Raw genomic sequence first — 17201 nt, forward strand, 5'->3', positions numbered from 1 at the left:
CTGCATCGGCCGATCGGTCGAGACCACCGGCCGATCGGCCGATTGTCGCGCGGCCGCAGGTCCACGAGGATCGGGGGCATGACCTCCGACGAACAGGACGGCCGGGCGCGGGGCGAGGCGGGGCGGCTCCCGCCGCGGTGGTTCATCCGCACGGCGTGGGTCGTGCACCGAGCGATCTACCGTGTCACGGGCGGCAGGCTCGGCCTGCGACCGCCTTCCAGGACGGTGTACGGCATGATGCGGCTGCACACCGTGGGCCGCCGCACGGGCGAGCCGCGCGTCGCGATCCTCGCCTATCTCGAGGACGGCCCGAACCTGGTCACGCTCGCGATGAACGGATGGGGCGATCCGCCGCCCGCGTGGTGGCTCAACCTGCGGGCTCGGCCGCACGCCTCCGTCGACCTCCCGGGCGGAAGCCGGCGCGTCGTGGCGCACGAGGCGACGGGATCGGAGCGCGAACGACTGTGGGCCCTCTACAGGGCTCTCGAGGACGGCGGGAGCCTCGACGCGCATGCGGCGCTGCGATCGCGCGAGACGCCCGTCGTGGTGCTCGCGCCCACGGAAGAGGTCAGTTGAGGCCGCTGTAGACGTGGAGGCCCTTGAAGAACATGTTCACGATCGTGAAGTTGAACATGACGGCGGCGAAGCCCACGATCGACAGCCACGCGGAACGGCTGCCGCGCCACCCACGGGTTGCGCGCGCGTGGATGTAGCCCGCGTAGAGGACCCAGATGACGAACGTCCAGACTTCCTTCGTGTCGAAGCCCCAGTAGCGTCCCCACGCGTCGTTCGCCCAGATCGACCCCGCGATGAGCGTGAAGGTCCAGAAGATGAAGCCGAGGATCGCGAAGCGGTACGCGAGCGACTCGAGCTTCTCGGCCGTCGGCAGCGTCCGCAGGAACCGCGGGCCGGTCTTCGGGGCGACAGCATCCGCGTCCGCACCCGTCGAGGCCAGTCGTGAAGGGACACTCGCGGCGAGCACCTTGCGCTCGCGGCGGGCCTGCATGAGCTGCAGCACCGAGAGGCCGAAGGCGAGGGCGAACAGCGCCGTCGCGAGCGACGCGACGAAGACGTGGATGACGAGCCAGATCGACTTGAGCGGGTCGGCGAGCGGCACGACCTCGACGTAGAAGGACAGTGTCGCGCCGCCGAGCAGGAGCACGACCATGCCCGTGATGAGCGCGCCGAGAAAGCGCAGGTCGTAGCGGAAGAGCACGACGAGGTAGACCGCGACGATGAGGAGCGTCCCGGTGAGGGCGAACTCGTACATGTTCGACCACGGGACCCGGCCTGCGGCGATGCCGCGCGTGATGGTCCCCGCGAGGTGGAAGAGGAACGCGAGCACCGTGAGCGACGTCCCGATGCGCGCCCACACGAGTCGCTGACGACTGCCGAGGCGGGCCTCGACGGCGTCGTCGGGCGACGCCTGCCGGCTCTGCGCGGCGATGCCTGCACCGCCGAGCGCGGCCCCGACGAGCTCGCGCTCACGCAGCTGCGCGGCATCCTTCTCGTCCGCCGCCTGCGCGCCGCGGCGCGCAAGGTCCACGGCGTACGCGACGAACGCGAGGGCGTAGACGGCGATCGCCGTCCACACGAGGAGCACGGACACCGAGTCGAGCGACAGTGTTTCGGGCATGGCTTCCAGTCTAGGTGCGGGGGCTCTCAGCCCACTCTCCGCGAGACTTCACGAACGGGGCCGCTCACCGGCGTGTCGTGCCCCGTTCGTGAAGTCTCGCGCACGGCAGGGTGGCTCAGCGGTTGTCGAGCGCGCCGGCGTGGCGCCGCGCGAGGTCGTCGACCGCGGCGGCGAGGGTCGGGTCCTCGCCGCGCGCGAGGCCCGCGTATTCGAGGCGGAGCGTGTGGCCGTCGGGCGTCGCTTTGACCCACATGCGGCGCCGAGGGACGAACAGCGCGGCGAGCAGGCCGAGCAGCGCGAGGATCGCGAAGCCGAGGACCCAGGGCGCGGCGATGTCGCGGTGCAGCGAGAGTGAGACGTAGCGCTTGACGGAATCCTCGTAGCCCTGCGCGTCGTCGGGCGCGTCGTCCTGGAAAGTGATCGTGCCGAAGCCGTCCGGGAGGTCCTGCGTCTCGCCGGGCGCGAGCTCGATCGAGTCGACGCCGGTCTCTCCGCCCGTGAGCTGCGTCATGCCGGTCGGGTCGAGGGTGTACACGGAGCGGGGTGTGCCGTCGTCGATGCCCAGGTCGCCCGCATAGACGTTGAGCGTCAGCACGGGGTTCACGAGCGCGGGGTAGGCGGAGGTGAAGGCCCCGGACTCGAGCTGGAACTGCGTCGGGTAGAAGAAGCCGACCATGCCGAGCTGCTCGGGCAGCCCGTCGGCGACCTTGACGACGCCGAGCGAGGTCATGTTGGCATCCTGCGGGAGGAAGGGAACGGGATCGTTGAACACGACGTCGCCGTCGGCGTTGCGGATCGTGATGTGCGGCGCGTAGCCGTTGCCCATGAGGTAGACGCGGTCGCCCGCGATCTCGAGCGGGTGGTTGACGCGCACTTCGCCCTCGTGCGCCTGGTCTCCCGCGAACTGCGTCTGCAGGTGCGCGACGAAGTCGCCGGCCTGACCCGCGCCCTGCTCGCCCGCCGGCACGTAGCTCACATCGAACTCGTCGAGGGTCAGCGAGTAGGGGGTCAGGCGCTCTTCGTCGACGAACCGGCCCGGGTTGAACGACGTGTAGTCGAGCATCGTGTTGACGAACGTCCGGCCCTCGATGATGACGGTCTGGCCGGTGTAGGTGAAGCCGCCGCCGATCCCGACAGCGAGGAGGACGCCGACCAGCGCGCTGTGGAAGACGAGGTTGCCCGTCTCGCGCAGGTACCCGCGCTCCGCCGAGACGGAGGTCGCCGCACCGGACTCATAGCGCTCGACGCGGTATCCCGCACGCCCCAGCTGGTCCGCCGCGAGGTCGATGACCCGGGACGCCTCGGCCGCGGCATCCTCGTCGGCGGACAGCTCGATGAGCGACTCGCGGTGGTCGTCGAGGCGGCCGAGGCGTGCTGGCGTGCGCGGCGGGCGTGCGCGCAGCGCCTTCCAGTGGTGCTTCGTGCGCGGGATGACGCAGCCGATGAGTGAGACGAACAGCAGGATGTAGATCGCCGAGAACCACGCCGACGCGTACACATCGAACAGCTGCAGGTTGTCCAGGACAGGGGCGAGCTCGGGGTTGTCGACGAAATACTGCGTGACGCCGTTGGGGTCGGCGCTGCGCTGCGGGACGATCGATCCGGGGACCGCGGCGATCGCGAGCAGGAGCAGTAGGACGAGCGCCGTCCGCATGCTCGTGAGCTGGCGCCAGCCCCAGCGGAGCCAGCCGACGACGCCGAGCGCGGGCTGCGTGACGTCACCCTCGCTGTCGGCGTGATCGGCCGGGCGAAGCGGGTCCACTGTGTCGGGAGCCTCAGAGCGGGAGCGGGACACTCGTGAACACCCCCTGCAGCTGGGTCATGAGCGCCGTCCAGACGCCCGTCACCATGAGCACGCCCAGGACGATGAGCAGGACGCCGCCCACGATGTTGACAGCGCGGATGTGACGGCGCAGGAACGCGACCGAGCGCGTCGCCCACCCGAATCCGAGCGTCAGGAGGATGAACGGGATGCCGAGGCCCAGCGAGTACGCGAGCCCGAGGAGCGCGGCCCGGCCGGGGTCGCCCAGGTTCCACGACACCGAGAGGATCGCCGCGAGCGTCGGGCCGATGCACGGCGTCCAGCCGATGCCGAGAGCGATGCCGAGCAGGGGCGCGCCGATGAGGCCCAGGTTGCTGTGCACCTTCGGGTGGACGGTCTTCTGCGCGAAGCCGAAGACGCCGATGAAGACAAGTCCGAGGAGGATCACGACGACGCCGAGGATGCGCGTGATGACCTCGTTGTAGGCGAGGAAGAACTGCCCGAGGGTGCCGCCCAGGATCGTGACGGCCATGAACACGACCGTGAACCCGGCGATGAAGAGCAGGACCCCGAGCAGGAGGCGCGACTTGGTCGGGGCGGTCGGGTCGATTTCAGGAGACGGCGCCGAAGTCAGGACGGATGCCGCGACACCGTCCTGATCCCGACGCTTCGTCCTGATCTCGGCGGGCCGCCGGGGCTGGACGGCGCCGCCGATGAACCCGAGGTACCCCGGGACGAGCGGCAGCACGCACGGCGAGAGGAACGACAGCAGGCCCGCCAGGAGCGCGATCGGCAGGGCGACCCACAGCGCGCCGCCCGCCATGACGGCGTCGATGCTCACGCCTCCTCCAGCGTGTCGCGCACGAGCGTCTCGAGGATCGAGGCATCCAGCAGCTGCCCGATGATGCGCGCCGCGACGCGCCCCTCCTTGTCGAGCACGAGGGTCGTGGGGGTCGCGTTGAGGGGGGTCTGCTGCGCGAACGACAGCTTGATCGCGCCGTCCTCGGCCGCCATGAGGCTCGGGTAGGTCACGCCGTACTTCTCGGCGAAGGCGGCTGCGGCATCCGCCGAATCGCTCGTGTTGACGCCCAGGAACGCGACATCCTGCCCCTCGAAGGACGCGTAGGCCTCCTCGAGGAGCGGCGCCTCCGCGCGGCAGGGACCGCACGCGGCGTACCAGAAGTTCACGACGAGCACGCCGCCGGCGTAGTCGTCGCTCGCGGCCGTCGCGCCGGTCTCGGTCGCGCCCGTGAACACGACGGGCTCGCCGCGGTCCTCCGGGTCGATCTCGACGACGCGGGAGTCGCCCGCGATGAACCCCTTGTTGTCGCCGGCGCGGTACTGCTCGGCGAGCGGGTCGGCGCTGCAGGCCGCGAGTCCCGCGACGAGCGTCGCGATCGCCAGGACGGATGCTGCTCCCCGCCACGCAGGACGCCGAAGGCGCACGGAAAGAGGGCGTTCGGCAGGCACCCAGCCAGTCTACGTGGGCGGGTTCTGTGGGCCGGCTGAGCGTCGGCTGGACGCGTCAGACGGCTCCGACGTCGATCGCGCCCTCGGTCGACGCGGGCTCGGCGTAGCCGACCTCGACCCAGCGGTCGTCGTGCAGGTCGAAGCTCGTGACGCTCGACAGCGCGCAGCGGCGGCGACGCGGGTCGTGCCGCGAGGGCAGACCCATGACCCACAGATGCGTCACCCAGATGGGCAGCTGGTGCGAGACGATCACGACGTCGCCGGAGGGGACGGAGGCCCAGGCATCCCTCATCGCGGCGTCCATGCGGGAGATGATCTGGGCGTACGGCTCGCCCCAGCTCGGCAGGGCCGGCTGGGTCAGGTGGCGCCAGTTCCATGGGTTCATGAGCGCGCGGTCCATGCGCCGGCCCTCGAACCTGTTGGTCGGCTCGATGACGCGCTCGTCGATGACGGGCTCGTGCCCGAACTTCTCCTGGAACGGCTCGGCCGATTCGCGCGTGCGCTGCAGCGGCGAGCAGACGAGGCCGGAGACGGGCCGCGTGAGCCGTCCGACGTAGTCAGCGGCCTGCTGCGCCATGCGGCGGCCGTCCTCGCTCAGCCCATAGCCCGGCAGCCGGCCGTACAGGACGCGACGGGGATTGTGGACCTCGCCATGGCGCACGAGATGGAGGCGTTCGGCAGGCACGGGCTCAGTCTACGGCCGGGGCTCCACCCCGCCGGGGGGTCAGGATGCCGGTACGCCGGCTCCCGCGAGGGCGAACCCGAGGACGAGCGCTCCGCCCACCGCGACGGCGCCGATGAGCGGCAGGTAGAAGGCGAGCTTGCGCTTGACCATGAAGACGACGGCGACGGTGACGGTCGCGATCAGGACGACCCAGGGAAGCAGCATCCCGACCAGCCACCCCATGACGATGAGGCCGCTGTTGCACTCGCCGACCGCTCCGCACGAGTCGGACGCCATCACGAGGAAGACGCCCGCGAAGGACGCGAACGCCGTCACGAACACGAGGCCCACCAGGAGCACGATCGTGAGGATGACGTCCCACAGCTGCACGGGCTGTCGCGGCGGGCGGGCCGGCGGCGGTGCGTACGGAGCTCCCGCGACCGGCGGGCCCGGCTGCGCGGCGGAGCCGGGATAGCCCGACGGCTGTGCCGGCGCGGGCTCTCCGTACGAGGGCTGGCCTGCGGGCGGGACGGGCGGCGGCGTGGTCACGTCGTCATCCTAGGGATGCTCCGCCACGGCGCGTCAGTCGCTCGCCGGCGAGGCATCCCCTCGTCGGCGCAGGAGCGCCCGCGTGCGGGCCCACACGAACCACGCGACGCCGATCGCCGAGGCCGCGATGACGAAGTACTGGAGGACGTCGACGTACATCTCGACGACGTGCCACGACTCTCCGAGGAAGAAACCGGCGAGCACGAAGATGGCGTTCCAGAGCAGGCTGCCGGCGGCCGTGAGGAGGCCGAACCTCCACATCCGCATCCGCGTGACGCCCGCGGGGATCGAGATGAGGCTCCGGAAGATCGGCAGCATCCGTCCGAAGAAGACGGCCTTGGCGCCGTGCCGCTCGAACCACGCGACCGTGCGGTCGATGTCCTCGGGGTGCAGGAGCGGCGTTCTGGCCGCGACGGCCCGCAGCCGGGCCGCGCCGAACCAGCGCCCCAGCCCGTAGAGGAGGAAGGCGCCCACGATCGAGCCGAGGGTCGTCCAGAAGAGGGCCTCGAACAGAGTGAAGGTGCCGCGACTGGCCGCGAGGCCCGCCATCGGCAGGATGACCTCGCTCGGCAGCGGGGGGAAGACGTTCTCGAGGGCGATCGCCAGGCCCGCTCCCGCGGGCCCGACGAGCTCCATGAGCGAGACCGCCCAGTCGACGAGCGCGGTGAGCCAGGAGCCATCGGTTGTCGTCGTCATGCCTTCGACGCTATGCAGGCAAGGTTGCGAGAACCTGTGTACGCGTTACGCGGGCGTGAAGAAATCCGGTGAATGAGGTCCAAGTAAGCTGGACCCTTGTGAGTGAACGCGTTCTCGTCCAGCAGCTGCAGGGTCTTGCCGACGGTCCCGTGACCGTCTCCGGATGGGTCGAGACCGTCCGCGATCAGAAGAAGGTGCAGTTCGTCATCCTGCGCGACGAGACCGGCGCCGTCCAGCTCGTCAACCCGGCGACCCGTCCGGCGGAGGACGGCACAGCGCAGGATGCCGTGGCGCTCGCGCTCACCGACACGATCTCGAACCTCTCGACGGGCACGTTCCTGACGGTGCGCGGCGAGCTCAAGCACGACGAGCGCGTCAAGCTCGGCGGCGTCGAGATCAAGATCGGCACGCTCGACATCGCGTCCGAGGCTCTCCCCGAGACGCCCATCGCCGCCGACTCGGGCCTGGACAAGCGCATGGACTGGCGCTTCCTCGACCTGCGCCAGCGTCGCAACAACCTCATCTTCCGCATCCAGACGACGCTCGAGCACGCCTTCCGCTCGTACTGGATCGAGCGCGACTACATCGAGGTGCACTCGCCCAAGCTCATGGCCTCGGCCTCCGAGTCCAACGCCGAGCTGTTCGAGGTCCCGTACTTCGAGGACAAGACGGCGTACCTCGCCCAGTCGCCGCAGTTCTTCAAGCAGATGGCGCAGGTCGCCGGCTTCGGCAAGATCTTCGAGATCGCCCCGGCCTTCCGCGCCGACCCCTCGTTCACGTCGCGCCACGCGACCGAGTTCACGTCGGTGGACGCCGAGATCAGCTGGATCGACTCGCACCTCGATGTCGCCGCGATGCAGGAGGAGCTCCTGGCCGCGGGCATCCAGGCGGTCAAGGACAAGCACGGCGCCGAGATCGAGGAGCTCTTCGGTCTCGAAGTGCAGGTGCCCAGCATCCCGTTCCCGCGCATCCCGCTCGCCGAGGCGCGCGAGATCGTCAAGGCCCGCGGCTACGAGATCCCCCGCACCGACGGCGACCTCGACCCCGAGGGCGAGCGCCAGATCTCGGCGCACGTGCTCGAGACGTACGGGCACGAGTTCGTCTTCATCACGGACTACCACCCCGAGATCCGCGCGTTCTACCACATGCGGGACGAGGAGACGGGGCTCACGAAGAGCTACGACCTGCTCTTCAAGGGGGTCGAGATCACGACGGGCGCGCAGCGCGAGCACCGCGTCGACGTCCTGATCGAGCAGGCGAAGGAGAAGGGGCTCCTGCCGGAGCACCTCGACTTCTACTTCGACTTCTTCCGCTACGGCGCCCCGCCCCACGGCGGGTTCGGCATGGGCCTCGCGCGCGTGCTCATGCTGCTGCTCGGACAGGACTCGATCCGCGAGGTCACGTATCTCTTCAGAGGCCCTACGCGCCTCGCCCCCTGACCGCTCCCGCGGTCCGACGCGCCTCGCCCCCTGACGCTCACGGCCTCCGCGAGCGTTCCCAACTCCTGCTGTCGGGGGCGACACGCCGGGCCTGGTCCCGCCCGGGGCCGCTCGTGTCGCACTCAGCCGGAGTTCGGCGCGCCGGAGCGAGCCTGGCCGAGGTGTTTACGGGCCGAGCCGATCCCGGTCGAGGCGCTCGTCGTCGAGTCGCTCGTCGCCGAGGATGCGGCGGCGGCGCTTGCCGAGGGTGTGGGTGGCGTTCGGGTCCGCCCGCGGGTCGGCGAAGGCGTCGGGGTACAGCTGCTCCACGAGCTCTCGCGGCGGGATGACGTACCGCCAGGTCTCCCACTCGCCGATCTGACCGCGATTGGCGACCAGCTCGCGCCCGCCGCCTCCCTCGGCGCAGAGGAACCTGCCGTTGCTCGCCTGCAGGGCGGAGTTGTCTCCGAGCGCGATCTCGAGGAACGTCTCCGGATCGCCGATCCCTGTCGCCGAGACGTTCAGCAGGCCGTCGGCGGCGAGCGAGACGTAATTGGCGCCGTTCCGGAAGGCGTAGCGACTGTCGCCGAGCGGTACGCGCTCGAAGATCGTGGCCGCGCCCATGCCGGTTCCGGTGCAGCTGACGACCATCCAGCCGTACAGGCTGGGGACGACATTCCAGAACTCGTTTCGCAGCGTGCTGACGCAGAAGAAGTCGCGACTCACGGCGGCCCCCCTTCACGGGTGAAGGATCCCCACTGGTGTGGAGAATAGCCCTCCGGCTCGGGCGCGTACAGGTACTCAGGCTCCGGATGCGTCCGTCGCGGAGTACGGCGCGGCCCACCCGGAGGACCCCTAGGGTGGGGGCGTGGCGAGGATCGAGGGACTGTACAACTTCCGCGACACGGGCGGGATCGCCCTGACCGGGGGCGGTGAGACGCGGCCGGGCGTGCTCTACCGCTCGGACGCCCTCGGCGCGCTCACACCCGAGGGCGTCGACGCGCTGGCGGCGACGCGCATCGGCGTCGTCGTGGACTTCCGCACGCCGAAGGAGCGGCAGTCGGCGCCCGACCGCCTCCCCGCGACGCGGCCCGTCCGGCTCATCGAGCTGCCGCTGCTGGAGGGCGACCTCGGTCAGCTCGCGGGCGAGGCCATGCAGGCGGCCACGTCGGCGGATGCCGCGACCGTCGCAGCCGCCGCGACGGATCTGCCGACACTCGGCGACATCTACGTCGGGATGCTGGAGCACGGCGCCGAATCCTTCGCCGCGACCGCCCGGCTCGTCGCGGTCTCGACCGACGACGCGCCGACGGCGGTCCTGGTGCACTGCACAGCCGGGAAGGACCGCACCGGCGTCGCGACCGCGCTTCTCCTGAGCGCCGCGGGCGCAGAGCGCTCCGCGGTCGTCGCGGACTACGCGGCCTCGGCCGGCAACCTCGCGGGCCCCTGGGCGGAGGGCATGTACGCGATGCTCGCGCAGCTCGGCATCCCCCTCACGCCGCCGCTGCAGACGCTCGTCGCGGGCTCCCCCGCGACCGAGATCGAGCGCGCGCTGGACTGGATCGAGGCCGAGCACGGCAGCGCAGCCGCTTACCTGCGATCGGGCGGGCTCGACGACGACGAGCTCACGGCGCTGCAGACCCGCCTCGCCGGCTGAGCCGCAGCTCAGGGGGCGGCGGCGAGGGCCGCGCGGAGCCGGTCGGGTGAGACGCGCCAGTGGCCGTGCAGGGAGCCGTCGATGAGGACGACCGGGATCTTCTCCCACCACTGCTCGTAGAGCGACGGGTCATCGAGGATCGAGTGCTCCTCGACGACGACGCGGTCCTCGGGGAACTCGGAGACGACCGTCTCGACGATCTCGCGCGCGACGTCGCACAGATGGCAGTCGGGCTTGCCGATGAGGGTGAGGGTCGTCACCGATCCATCGTACGAGCGCCCGGCCGGCCTCGGCTCAGCGCTCGATCGGATACCCCGCGGCGGCCCACTCCCCCGTGCCGCCCTCGACGTTCGTCGCGTCGTAGCCGCGCGCCTCGAGAGCCTGGACGACGCGGGCGGAGCGTCCGCCGACCTGGCAGATGACGTCGAAGGCGCCGTCGGGAAGCTGGTCGAGCTGGTCGCCGAGCGTCGACATCGGGAGGTTGACGGCACCCGGCACGTGGCCGGCGGCGAACTCGTCGGCCTCGCGGACGTCGATGAGCGGGACGTCTGTGCGAGCGCGCAGCTCGTGGACGGTGATGGTCTGCATGATGCCCTCCCGGCAGACACGAAGCGCCCGTCCGGAGACAGGCGCTTGGTGCTCTGGCCGCTTACTTCTTGTTGCGGCGCTGGTGGCGAGTCTTGCGAAGCAGCTTGCGGTGCTTCTTCTTCGCCATGCGCTTGCGGCGCTTCTTGATGACAGAACCCACGGAAAACCTCACTAGATCAGGGGTCTGGACGCGCTCGGCGCGCCCGGGAACGAGCAAATACGGAAAAATGCCTCGGACTAGTCTAGCCGACGTCCGCGACCGGCCTTTGCAGGGCCTCTGTGACGGCCGATTCGGGCACGCGATAGCTGCGTCCGAACCTCACCGCCGGCAGCTCGCCCGCGTGCACGAGACGATAGACCGTCATCTTCGACACGCGCATGAGCTCGGCGACCTCGGCGACCGTCAGGAACCGCACGTTCGGCAGCTCGGCCATGGTGCCTCACTCTCCCCCAAGCGCAACGCGTGTGCTGGAGACACTCTAGATCCCGCGCGGGACGCGTGTAAACCGGTGTTGCTGATGTGATTCCTGTGACGTGGTCAGCCGCTCGCCCCAGCGCGCTTGAGCCGCTCCGCCGCCTCGCGGGCCGCCTGACGCTCGTGCTTGCGCGCGTCGCGCAGCGCCCGCTCGGCGTCGCGCACCGACTTGCGGGCGTCGCGGAACCGCTTGTCGGCAGCGAGCTCGGCATCCGGATCGCTGACCCACCCTCTGGAGGGCGCGTGGGCACCTCCCGCCTCGAGCTGGGCGATGTAGGCGGCGACACCGTCGAGGAAGCGCTCGAGGCCGTACGCGAAGGGATCGGAGTCGTCGACGAACACGCCCGCGTCGATCGCATCGCGCAGGAACGGGTAGGCGTCGCCCGTGATGAGCGAGCGGTACAGCTGGTCCTCACGCTGCGAGATCGAGGCGTCGTCGACGCCGGTCTCGCGCGCCACCCGCGCATAGCCTGCCAGCACCGAGCCGCACCATCGCGACTGGCCGGTGATCGCGAGCATGACCGCGAGGCGCTCGTCGTGCGAGAGCGACGTGCCGACGAGCGCCGCGAGGCCGGCATCCATCCACGCCGCACTGTTGGGTGTGATCGGCGAGCCGCTGATCGGGATGTCGAGCACCCACGGGTGGCGCATGTAGAGGAGCACCTGCGCGCGGTACAGCTCCTCGAGCCTCTCGCGCCAGCCGCCCGCTTCGTCGCCCGGCTCCGGCGGCAGGCCCGTCGCCTCCTCCTGCATGAGCAGGACGAGGTCGTCCTTGGCACTGACGTAGCGGTACAGCGACATCGGCGTGTAGCCCAGCCGCGCCGCGACGGCGGCCATCGACACGGCGCCGAGCCCCTCGACATCCGCGATCGCGACGGCGGCCTCGACGATCCGCTCGACGCTCATCTCGCGCTTGGGACCGCGCTGCGGATCGGCGGCGATGCCCCATGCGAGCGCGATGCCGCGCGGGAGGTCGGGCTCGACGGTGTCGGACATGACCCGAGTCTATGACTGTATACAGCGTAAACAGTGTGTTATCGTCATAAACAGTTTCTAGCATACACAGTCGGGAGGAATGCATGGATGCCGCCATCACCGTCCGCGGTCTGAGCAAGTCGTTCGGTGCTCAGACCGTCCTCGAGGCGCTCGATCTCGATGTCGCGCGCGGCGAGATCTTCGCGCTGCTGGGTCCGAACGGCGCGGGCAAGACCACGACGATCTCGGTCCTGACGACGCTCCTGAGCCCCGACGCCGGGTCGGCGAGAGTTGCGGGGTTCGACGTCGTGGCCGAGGCCGTCGAGGTCAAGCGCCGGATCGCCCTCACGGGCCAGTCGGCCGCCGTCGACGACGTCCTGACCGGGACCGAGAACCTCATCATGCTCGGCCGCCTGTCGGGCCTGGATCCGCGGGCCGCGAGAACGCGCGCGTCCGCGCTGCTCGCCCGGTTCGATCTCACGGATGCCGCCGCCAAGCGCGTCGGCGCCTACTCCGGCGGCATGCGGCGCAGGCTCGACCTCGCGCTGAGCTTCGTCGTGGCCCCCGAGGTGCTCTTCCTCGACGAGCCCACGACCGGCCTCGACACCCGCAGCCGGCTCGAGCTGTGGGACGTCATCCGCTCGCTCGCCGACGCGGGCACGACCGTCTTCCTCACGACGCAGTATCTGGAGGAGGCCGATCGCCTGGCCGACCGCATCGCGGTGCTGCACGACGGCCGGATCGTCGCCGAGGGCACGCCGTCCGAGCTCAAGGCCCGCATCGGCGGCGACGTCGTCGAGCTGCGCGATGACAGGGACGCGATCGTCCGCGAGGTCGCGACCGACGGCAGCGTCTCGGGCCTGCGGCGAGCGCTCGACATCCTCGACGAGTCGGGCGCGGAAGGCGTCGTGACCCTCCGCCGGCCATCGCTCGACGACGTCTTCCTGTCCGTGACCTCGGGCTCGGCATCCCCGATTCAGGCGATTCCGCACGGTCAGGACGATTCGGCGCCAGAACGTCCTGATTCCGCCGATTCGCCTGAATTCGCACCCGCCCAGGCGCACCGCGCCGCACACCTCGAGGAGTCCGCGTGACCGCCGTGTCCACGCCCCAGCTCGCCCGTCCGCGCATCGGCGGGCTCGTCGCCGAGAGCGTCTTCGTCCGCCGGAGCCTCACCCACTCGCTGCGCGACGGCGAGTCGCTGCTCATGGCGATCATGCTCCCCGTCCTGCTCATGGTGCTGTTCACGTACGTGTTCGGCGGGGCGATCGATCCGTCCGGCGGCTACGTCGACTACGTCGTGCCGGGCATCATCCTGCTGTGCGCGGGGTTCGGCGCGTCGTCGACCGCCGTGTACGTCGCGAACGACATGAAGCGCGGGATCATCGACCGGTTCCGCACGATGCCGCTGCGCTCGAGCGCCGTCCTGACGGGCCATGTCGTGGCGAGCCTCGTGCGCAACCTCCTCGCGACGACCGTCGTCATCGGCGTCGCGCTGCTGCTGGGATTCCGACCGACCGCCGACGTCTGGGGCTGGATCGGCGCGATCGGCGTCATCGCGCTCTACATCCTCGCGATCACCTACCTGTTCGCGGCGATCGGGCTCGCGGCAGGCAGCCCGGAGGCGGCGAACGGCTACGGCTTCATCATCCTGTTCGTGCCGTACCTCTCGAGCGCCTTCGTCCCGGTCGAGACGATGCCGGACTGGCTCCAGTGGATCGCCGAGAACCAGCCCGTCACTCCCATCATCGAGACGATTCGCGGCCTCCTGATGGGGACGCCTCTGGACACCGAGCCGGCGTGGGCGCTCTTCTGGTGCGTGCTCATCCTCGCGGTGTCGTTCGTGTGGGGCGCCTGGCTCTTCAAGCGCAAGGCGGTGTCCTGAGTGGTCGCGAAGCGCCGTATCGCAGGGCGGGCCGGCGCTGGCCGGCGATCGAGGGCGGGCTGTGGATCTTCAGCGGATCCATAGCCCGCTCTCCACATGCGCATGAGGGTGTGCGCTCCACTATGCGCATGAGCGAACAGCACCCTCAGCCGGCAGGGCAGCCGGCCAGCGTCCCGCCCGCGCATCCGGAGGACTTCACGCGACACGACGGCGGCTACGCGCAGCCCTACGGACAGGTCCCCCCGTACGGACAGGTGCCGCCGAGCGGACCGTGGGCGCAGCATCCCACTCCCCCGCCCGCGAGGAAGTCGCACGTCGGACTCATCGTCGGCTCGATCGTCGGCGGAGTCGTGCTCCTGGGTGCGACCTTCGCGGGCGGTGCCGCCGTCGGCTGGTGGTTCGGCTCGCACCACGCGGCATCGTCGTGGACGATGGTCGGTCCCGGCGGGCAGGACGGTCAGCTGCCTCCCGGCTGGGAGGACGGCGAGCGCGGCCCCTTCGGCCCGAACCGGCAGGACGACGGGCAGGACGCTCCCGGCACCTGAGACGGGATGCTGCTCCCGCGGCGTCAGCGACGCCGGCGTCAGCCGGGGACGCCCGCGAGACTCAGCGCCCGGGGAGCTTCTTGAACGCGTTCGCGACGGCGTGCTTGGCGGATGCCGCGGCCCGGCCGACCACCTCGGCCGCATGTGCCGCGGAGTCCGGAAGTACGGGCGTTGCGAGCGGGAGGATGATCTCCTCCTCCTCTTCTCCGACGATGAACGGGACGAGCCAGTCGTCGACTTCGTCCAGGGGTGCCGGCGACAGGCTGTAGTACCTGTGCTGGCCCTCTTCGCGGACTGAGACGAGAGACGCCTCCCGCAGCACCTTGAGGTGCTTCGAGACGGTCGGCTGGCTGACACCGAGCTCGTGGACGATGTGCGAGACGCTCGTGCCCTTCTCGCCGTCGGCGGAGCGCGACAGCAGGAGCTGAAGGATCTCGCGCCGTGTGCCGTCTGCGATCACGTCGAAGATGTCCGCCATGTCGACAGACTAGCCGCGCGCCTGCCGGAGTACCATGACTGGGATTCCGCCGCGAAGGCGATGTCCTGAGCCGGGCCGGATCGAATCCAAAGCGCCGTCCCGAGCGAGCGGAGCGAGTCGAAGGGAGGGCGCGGAATGGCTGCGGATCCCGTCAGCCCGTTCTCCCGCTTCGGGCTCCGAAGGTTCTTCGCGCGCCTCTACGACGACATGCGGTCGCTCACGACGTCCTCGCCGGCGCGGTTCGCGGTCCTGGTCTTCGCCTCGCTCATCCTGCTGTTCACGTTCCTGCTCTCGCTGCCTGCCGCGACAGCATCCGGAGACCGCGCGCCCTTCGCCGACGCCCTCTTCACTGCGGTCTCGACCATATGCGTCACGGGCCTGTCGACCGTCGACATGGGCACGTACTGGTCGGGCTTCGGCCAGGTCGTCATCTACATCGGCGTCAACGTCGGCGCCCTCGGCGTCCTGACGCTCGCGTCGATCCTGGGCCTCATCATCTCCAAGCGCCTCGGGCTGCGCGCGAAGCTCATCGCGGCCGGCGACACCAACCCCATGCGTGCGCACGGCGGGCCCGTCAACGAGGGGCAGACCGTCCGGCTCGGCGAGGTCGGCCTCCTGCTGCGCACCGTCGCACTGTCGACCCTCATCATCGAGGCCGGCCTGGCGATCCTCATGTACCCGTCTCTGCTGATCGGCGGGGTGGACCCGCTCACCGCCCTGTGGGAGGCGCCGTACTACGCGGCGATGTCGTTCACGAACACGGGCTTCACGCCCAACGCGGGCGGGCTCGAGCCGTTCGCGCAGGACTACTTCTTCCTCACCGTCATGATGACGGGCGTCTTCCTCGGCTCGATCGGGTTCCCCGTGATCCTCGCGCTGTGGCGCCACCAGTGGCACGTGCGCCAGTGGTCGCTGCACGTCAAGCTCACGCTCATCACGACCGTCCTCCTCTTCTTCGCCGGCGCCGCCGCGTTCCTCGCCCTCGAGTACGACAACCCCGAGACGTTCGGGAGCATGAACGCGTGGGACACCGTGTTCCAGTCGTTCTTCCTGTCCGCGATGACCCGGTCCGGCGGGTTCTCGGTCGTCGACATCGGCGACCTGCACGGCTCGTCCCTCGTCGTCGGATCGATGCTCATGTTCGTCGGCGGCGGATCGGCCTCGACGGCCGGCGGCATCAAGGTCACGACGCTCGCCGTGCTCGCCCTGGCCGTGTGGTCGGAGGCGAAGGGGCGTCAGTCGGTGCAGGCGTTCGGCCGCCGCATCCCGAGCGACGTCCAGCGCGTCGCCCTCTCGGTCGTCGCGTGGGGCGCGACGATCGTGGCCCTCTCGACCATCACGATCGCGCACGTCACGAAGGCCCACGTCGAAGACGTCCTCTTCGACGTCATCTCGGGCTTCGCGACCGTCGGCCTGTCGACGGGCCTCACCGCGGAGCTCCCCGACGTCGGCATCTACGCGATGGCGCTGACGATGTTCATGGGCCGCGTTGGTACAGTGACACTCGCCGCGGCCGTGGCCGCGACATCCCGTTCGCAGCTGTACTCGCTGCCGGTGGAAAGGCCGATCGTTGGTTGAGCAGATCCGCGGCGACGCACCCGTCCTCGTCATCGGCCTCGGCCGCTTCGGCGCCGCCTGTGCGGGCGAACTGGACAGGCTCGACCGCGAGGTCCTCGCGATCGACGAGAGCCTCGAGCTCGTCCAGAAGTGGTCGGAGCGCGTCACCCACACGGTGCAGGCCGACGCCAAGAACATCGACGCGCTCAAGCAGATCGGCGCGCAGGACTTCCAGGTCGCCGTCGTCGCCGTCGGCTCGTCGATCGAGGCATCCGTCCTCATCACCGCCAACCTCGTCGACCTCAAGGTGCCGCAGATCTGGGCCAAGGCCGTCTCGCAGTCGCACGGCAAGATCCTCGCCCGGGTCGGCGCCAACCACGTCATCTACCCCGAGCGCGAGGCCGGCGAGCGCGTCGCCCACCTCGTCAGCGGGCGGATGCTGGACTTCATCCGCTTCGACGACGACTTCGTGCTCGCCAAGATGTACCCGCCGAAGTTCATCCGGGGCGTCGGCCTCAACGAATCGGGCGTCCGCTCGAAGTACAACGTCACGGTCGTGGGCGTGAAGAGCCCGGGCAAGCCGTTCCGCTACGCCGAGGCGACCACCGTCGTGACCAACCACGACCTCATCATCGTGTCCGGCACGAACACCGACATCGAGCGGTTCGCAGCGCTCGACCGCTGACGCACCGCCGGGCATTCGCGAGAACGCCCCTATGTCCTCAACACGCCGCGCCGTGAGGACATAGGGGCGTTCTCGCGTGCTTGCACGCGGTAGTGCCCCGACGCGGGCGGGACAGCATCCGGAAAGTTCTCGGTATTCGGTGTTGCTATGTACCGGTACTC

General features: G+C 70.0%; 22 protein-coding genes. 8 read left to right on the top strand and 14 right to left on the bottom strand.

Annotated elements, in window-relative coordinates; genetic code table 11:
- The first annotated feature begins 78 nt into the window (after positions 1-78).
- A complete protein-coding gene (locus ABZ477_RS05920) occupies positions 79-576 on the top strand; it encodes a nitroreductase/quinone reductase family protein (protein WP_360129309.1) in 498 nt (165 codons plus the stop codon).
- Here ABZ477_RS05920 and ccsB read toward each other — a convergent pair.
- The 7 genes from ccsB to ABZ477_RS05955 all read right to left on the bottom strand — a co-directional run bounded on the left by ccsB (position 569) and on the right by ABZ477_RS05955 (position 6777).
- Complete coding sequence (ccsB, locus tag ABZ477_RS05925) at positions 569-1636, bottom strand: c-type cytochrome biogenesis protein CcsB (protein ID WP_360129313.1); 1068 nt, start codon at positions 1634-1636, stop codon at positions 569-571. The two genes, ABZ477_RS05920 and ccsB, sit on opposite strands and share 8 nt — an antisense overlap.
- A 115-nt stretch (positions 1637-1751) precedes the next feature.
- Positions 1752-3398: a cytochrome c biogenesis protein ResB gene (locus ABZ477_RS05930; RefSeq protein ID WP_360129316.1), complete on the bottom strand. Its 1647-nt coding sequence runs from the start codon at positions 3396-3398 to the stop codon at positions 1752-1754.
- Positions 3399-3411: 13 nt separating this feature from the next.
- Complete coding sequence (locus tag ABZ477_RS05935) at positions 3412-4239, bottom strand: cytochrome c biogenesis protein CcdA (RefSeq protein WP_360129319.1); 828 nt, start codon at positions 4237-4239, stop codon at positions 3412-3414.
- Entirely contained in the window at positions 4236-4868 is a 633-nt protein-coding gene (locus ABZ477_RS05940; protein WP_360129322.1) for a TlpA disulfide reductase family protein, read from the bottom strand. Before ABZ477_RS05940 ends, ABZ477_RS05935 begins: the two co-directional genes overlap by 4 nt.
- Before the next feature lie 55 nt (positions 4869-4923).
- Positions 4924-5553: a histidine phosphatase family protein gene (locus tag ABZ477_RS05945; protein WP_360129325.1), complete on the bottom strand. Its 630-nt coding sequence runs from the start codon at positions 5551-5553 to the stop codon at positions 4924-4926.
- 39 nt (positions 5554-5592) lie between these two features.
- Positions 5593-6081 carry a DUF6264 family protein gene (locus tag ABZ477_RS05950; RefSeq protein WP_360129328.1) on the bottom strand — a complete coding sequence of 163 codons (489 nt, stop codon included), beginning with the start codon at positions 6079-6081 and terminating at the stop codon, positions 5593-5595.
- Between the two features lie 33 nt (positions 6082-6114).
- Complete coding sequence (locus ABZ477_RS05955; protein ID WP_360129331.1) at positions 6115-6777, bottom strand: DedA family protein; 663 nt, start codon at positions 6775-6777, stop codon at positions 6115-6117.
- Between the two features lie 98 nt (positions 6778-6875).
- Here ABZ477_RS05955 and aspS point away from each other — a divergent pair, with 98 nt between their 5' ends.
- Positions 6876-8216, top strand: coding sequence for an aspartate--tRNA(Asn) ligase (gene aspS / locus ABZ477_RS05960; protein WP_360129334.1), 1341 nt, complete (start codon positions 6876-6878; stop codon positions 8214-8216).
- Between the two features lie 165 nt (positions 8217-8381).
- Here the strand turns inward: aspS and ABZ477_RS05965 are convergent, their stop codons facing one another.
- The gene (locus ABZ477_RS05965; protein WP_360129337.1) at positions 8382-8921 is read right to left on the bottom strand and encodes a hypothetical protein; all 540 of its coding nucleotides are present in this window, start codon (positions 8919-8921) and stop codon (positions 8382-8384) included.
- Between the two features lie 142 nt (positions 8922-9063).
- On the opposite strand from ABZ477_RS05965, the gene ABZ477_RS05970 reads away from it, so the two are divergent.
- Complete coding sequence (locus ABZ477_RS05970) at positions 9064-9852, top strand: tyrosine-protein phosphatase (RefSeq protein ID WP_360129340.1); 789 nt, start codon at positions 9064-9066, stop codon at positions 9850-9852.
- A gap of 8 nt (positions 9853-9860) precedes the next feature.
- On the opposite strand, the gene ABZ477_RS05975 is transcribed toward ABZ477_RS05970, so the two are convergent.
- The 5 genes from ABZ477_RS05975 to ABZ477_RS05995 all read right to left on the bottom strand — a co-directional run bounded on the left by ABZ477_RS05975 (position 9861) and on the right by ABZ477_RS05995 (position 11911).
- Complete coding sequence (locus ABZ477_RS05975) at positions 9861-10112, bottom strand: glutaredoxin family protein (protein WP_360129343.1); 252 nt, start codon at positions 10110-10112, stop codon at positions 9861-9863.
- 34 nt (positions 10113-10146) lie between these two features.
- The gene (locus ABZ477_RS05980) at positions 10147-10440 is read right to left on the bottom strand and encodes a rhodanese-like domain-containing protein (RefSeq protein ID WP_360129346.1); all 294 of its coding nucleotides are present in this window, start codon (positions 10438-10440) and stop codon (positions 10147-10149) included.
- Between the two features lie 61 nt (positions 10441-10501).
- Entirely contained in the window at positions 10502-10600 is a 99-nt protein-coding gene (locus ABZ477_RS05985; protein WP_003792170.1) for an AURKAIP1/COX24 domain-containing protein, read from the bottom strand.
- An 82-nt stretch (positions 10601-10682) separates the two neighbouring features.
- Positions 10683-10874 (bottom strand): helix-turn-helix domain-containing protein, encoded by a 192-nt coding sequence (locus ABZ477_RS05990; RefSeq protein WP_360129349.1) that lies wholly within the window; start codon positions 10872-10874, stop codon positions 10683-10685.
- Between the two features lie 104 nt (positions 10875-10978).
- Positions 10979-11911, bottom strand: a complete 933-nt coding sequence (locus ABZ477_RS05995) for a TetR/AcrR family transcriptional regulator (RefSeq protein WP_360129352.1) — start codon at positions 11909-11911, stop codon at positions 10979-10981.
- Positions 11912-11994: 83 nt separating this feature from the next.
- On the opposite strand from ABZ477_RS05995, the gene ABZ477_RS06000 reads away from it, so the two are divergent.
- The 3 genes from ABZ477_RS06000 (at position 11995) to ABZ477_RS06010 (ending at position 14320) form a co-directional block, all read left to right on the top strand.
- On the top strand, positions 11995-12984 hold the full coding sequence (locus ABZ477_RS06000) for an ATP-binding cassette domain-containing protein (RefSeq protein ID WP_360129355.1): 990 nt from the start codon (positions 11995-11997) through the stop codon (positions 12982-12984).
- On the top strand, positions 12981-13775 hold the full coding sequence (locus ABZ477_RS06005) for an ABC transporter permease (RefSeq protein ID WP_360129358.1): 795 nt from the start codon (positions 12981-12983) through the stop codon (positions 13773-13775). The genes ABZ477_RS06000 and ABZ477_RS06005 overlap by 4 nt, the downstream gene beginning before the upstream one ends.
- Positions 13776-13903: 128 nt before the next feature.
- A complete protein-coding gene (locus ABZ477_RS06010; protein ID WP_360129361.1) occupies positions 13904-14320 on the top strand; it encodes a hypothetical protein in 417 nt (138 codons plus the stop codon).
- A 61-nt stretch (positions 14321-14381) separates the two neighbouring features.
- On the opposite strand, the gene ABZ477_RS06015 is transcribed toward ABZ477_RS06010, so the two are convergent.
- Positions 14382-14798, bottom strand: coding sequence for a metalloregulator ArsR/SmtB family transcription factor (locus tag ABZ477_RS06015; protein ID WP_360129364.1), 417 nt, complete (start codon positions 14796-14798; stop codon positions 14382-14384).
- A 207-nt stretch (positions 14799-15005) separates the two neighbouring features.
- On the opposite strand from ABZ477_RS06015, the gene ABZ477_RS06020 reads away from it, so the two are divergent.
- Both ABZ477_RS06020 and ABZ477_RS06025 read left to right on the top strand, forming a co-directional pair.
- Positions 15006-16376 carry a potassium transporter TrkG gene (locus ABZ477_RS06020; RefSeq protein WP_360129832.1) on the top strand — a complete coding sequence of 457 codons (1371 nt, stop codon included), beginning with the start codon at positions 15006-15008 and terminating at the stop codon, positions 16374-16376.
- Positions 16369-17040, top strand: a complete 672-nt coding sequence (locus ABZ477_RS06025; RefSeq protein WP_360129367.1) for a TrkA family potassium uptake protein — start codon at positions 16369-16371, stop codon at positions 17038-17040. Before ABZ477_RS06020 ends, ABZ477_RS06025 begins: the two co-directional genes overlap by 8 nt.
- Positions 17041-17201 lie beyond the last annotated feature (161 nt).

The organism is Microbacterium sp. NPDC019599 (genome assembly GCF_040632175.1).
In the GTDB taxonomy this organism is placed as follows: Bacteria; Actinomycetota; Actinomycetes; order Actinomycetales; family Microbacteriaceae; genus Microbacterium.

What these genes read in the sequence shown, in the direction of transcription:
- ABZ477_RS05920 (WP_360129309.1), top strand. Translation starts at nt 79, where the DNA reads ATGACCTCCGACGAACAGGACGGCCGGGCGCGGGGCGAGGCGGGGCGG.
- ccsB (WP_360129313.1), bottom strand. Translation starts at nt 1,636, where the DNA reads ATGCCCGAAACACTGTCGCTCGACTCGGTGTCCGTGCTCCTCGTGTGG.
- ABZ477_RS05955 (WP_360129331.1), bottom strand. Translation starts at nt 6,777, where the DNA reads ATGACGACGACAACCGATGGCTCCTGGCTCACCGCGCTCGTCGACTGG.
- ABZ477_RS05980 (WP_360129346.1), bottom strand. Translation starts at nt 10,440, where the DNA reads ATGCAGACCATCACCGTCCACGAGCTGCGCGCTCGCACAGACGTCCCG.
- ABZ477_RS05990 (WP_360129349.1), bottom strand. Translation starts at nt 10,874, where the DNA reads ATGGCCGAGCTGCCGAACGTGCGGTTCCTGACGGTCGCCGAGGTCGCC.
- ABZ477_RS05995 (WP_360129352.1), bottom strand. Translation starts at nt 11,911, where the DNA reads ATGTCCGACACCGTCGAGCCCGACCTCCCGCGCGGCATCGCGCTCGCA.
- ABZ477_RS06000 (WP_360129355.1), top strand. Translation starts at nt 11,995, where the DNA reads ATGGATGCCGCCATCACCGTCCGCGGTCTGAGCAAGTCGTTCGGTGCT.
- ABZ477_RS06010 (WP_360129361.1), top strand. Translation starts at nt 13,904, where the DNA reads ATGAGCGAACAGCACCCTCAGCCGGCAGGGCAGCCGGCCAGCGTCCCG.
- ABZ477_RS06015 (WP_360129364.1), bottom strand. Translation starts at nt 14,798, where the DNA reads ATGGCGGACATCTTCGACGTGATCGCAGACGGCACACGGCGCGAGATC.
- ABZ477_RS06020 (WP_360129832.1), top strand. Translation starts at nt 15,006, where the DNA reads ATGCGGTCGCTCACGACGTCCTCGCCGGCGCGGTTCGCGGTCCTGGTC.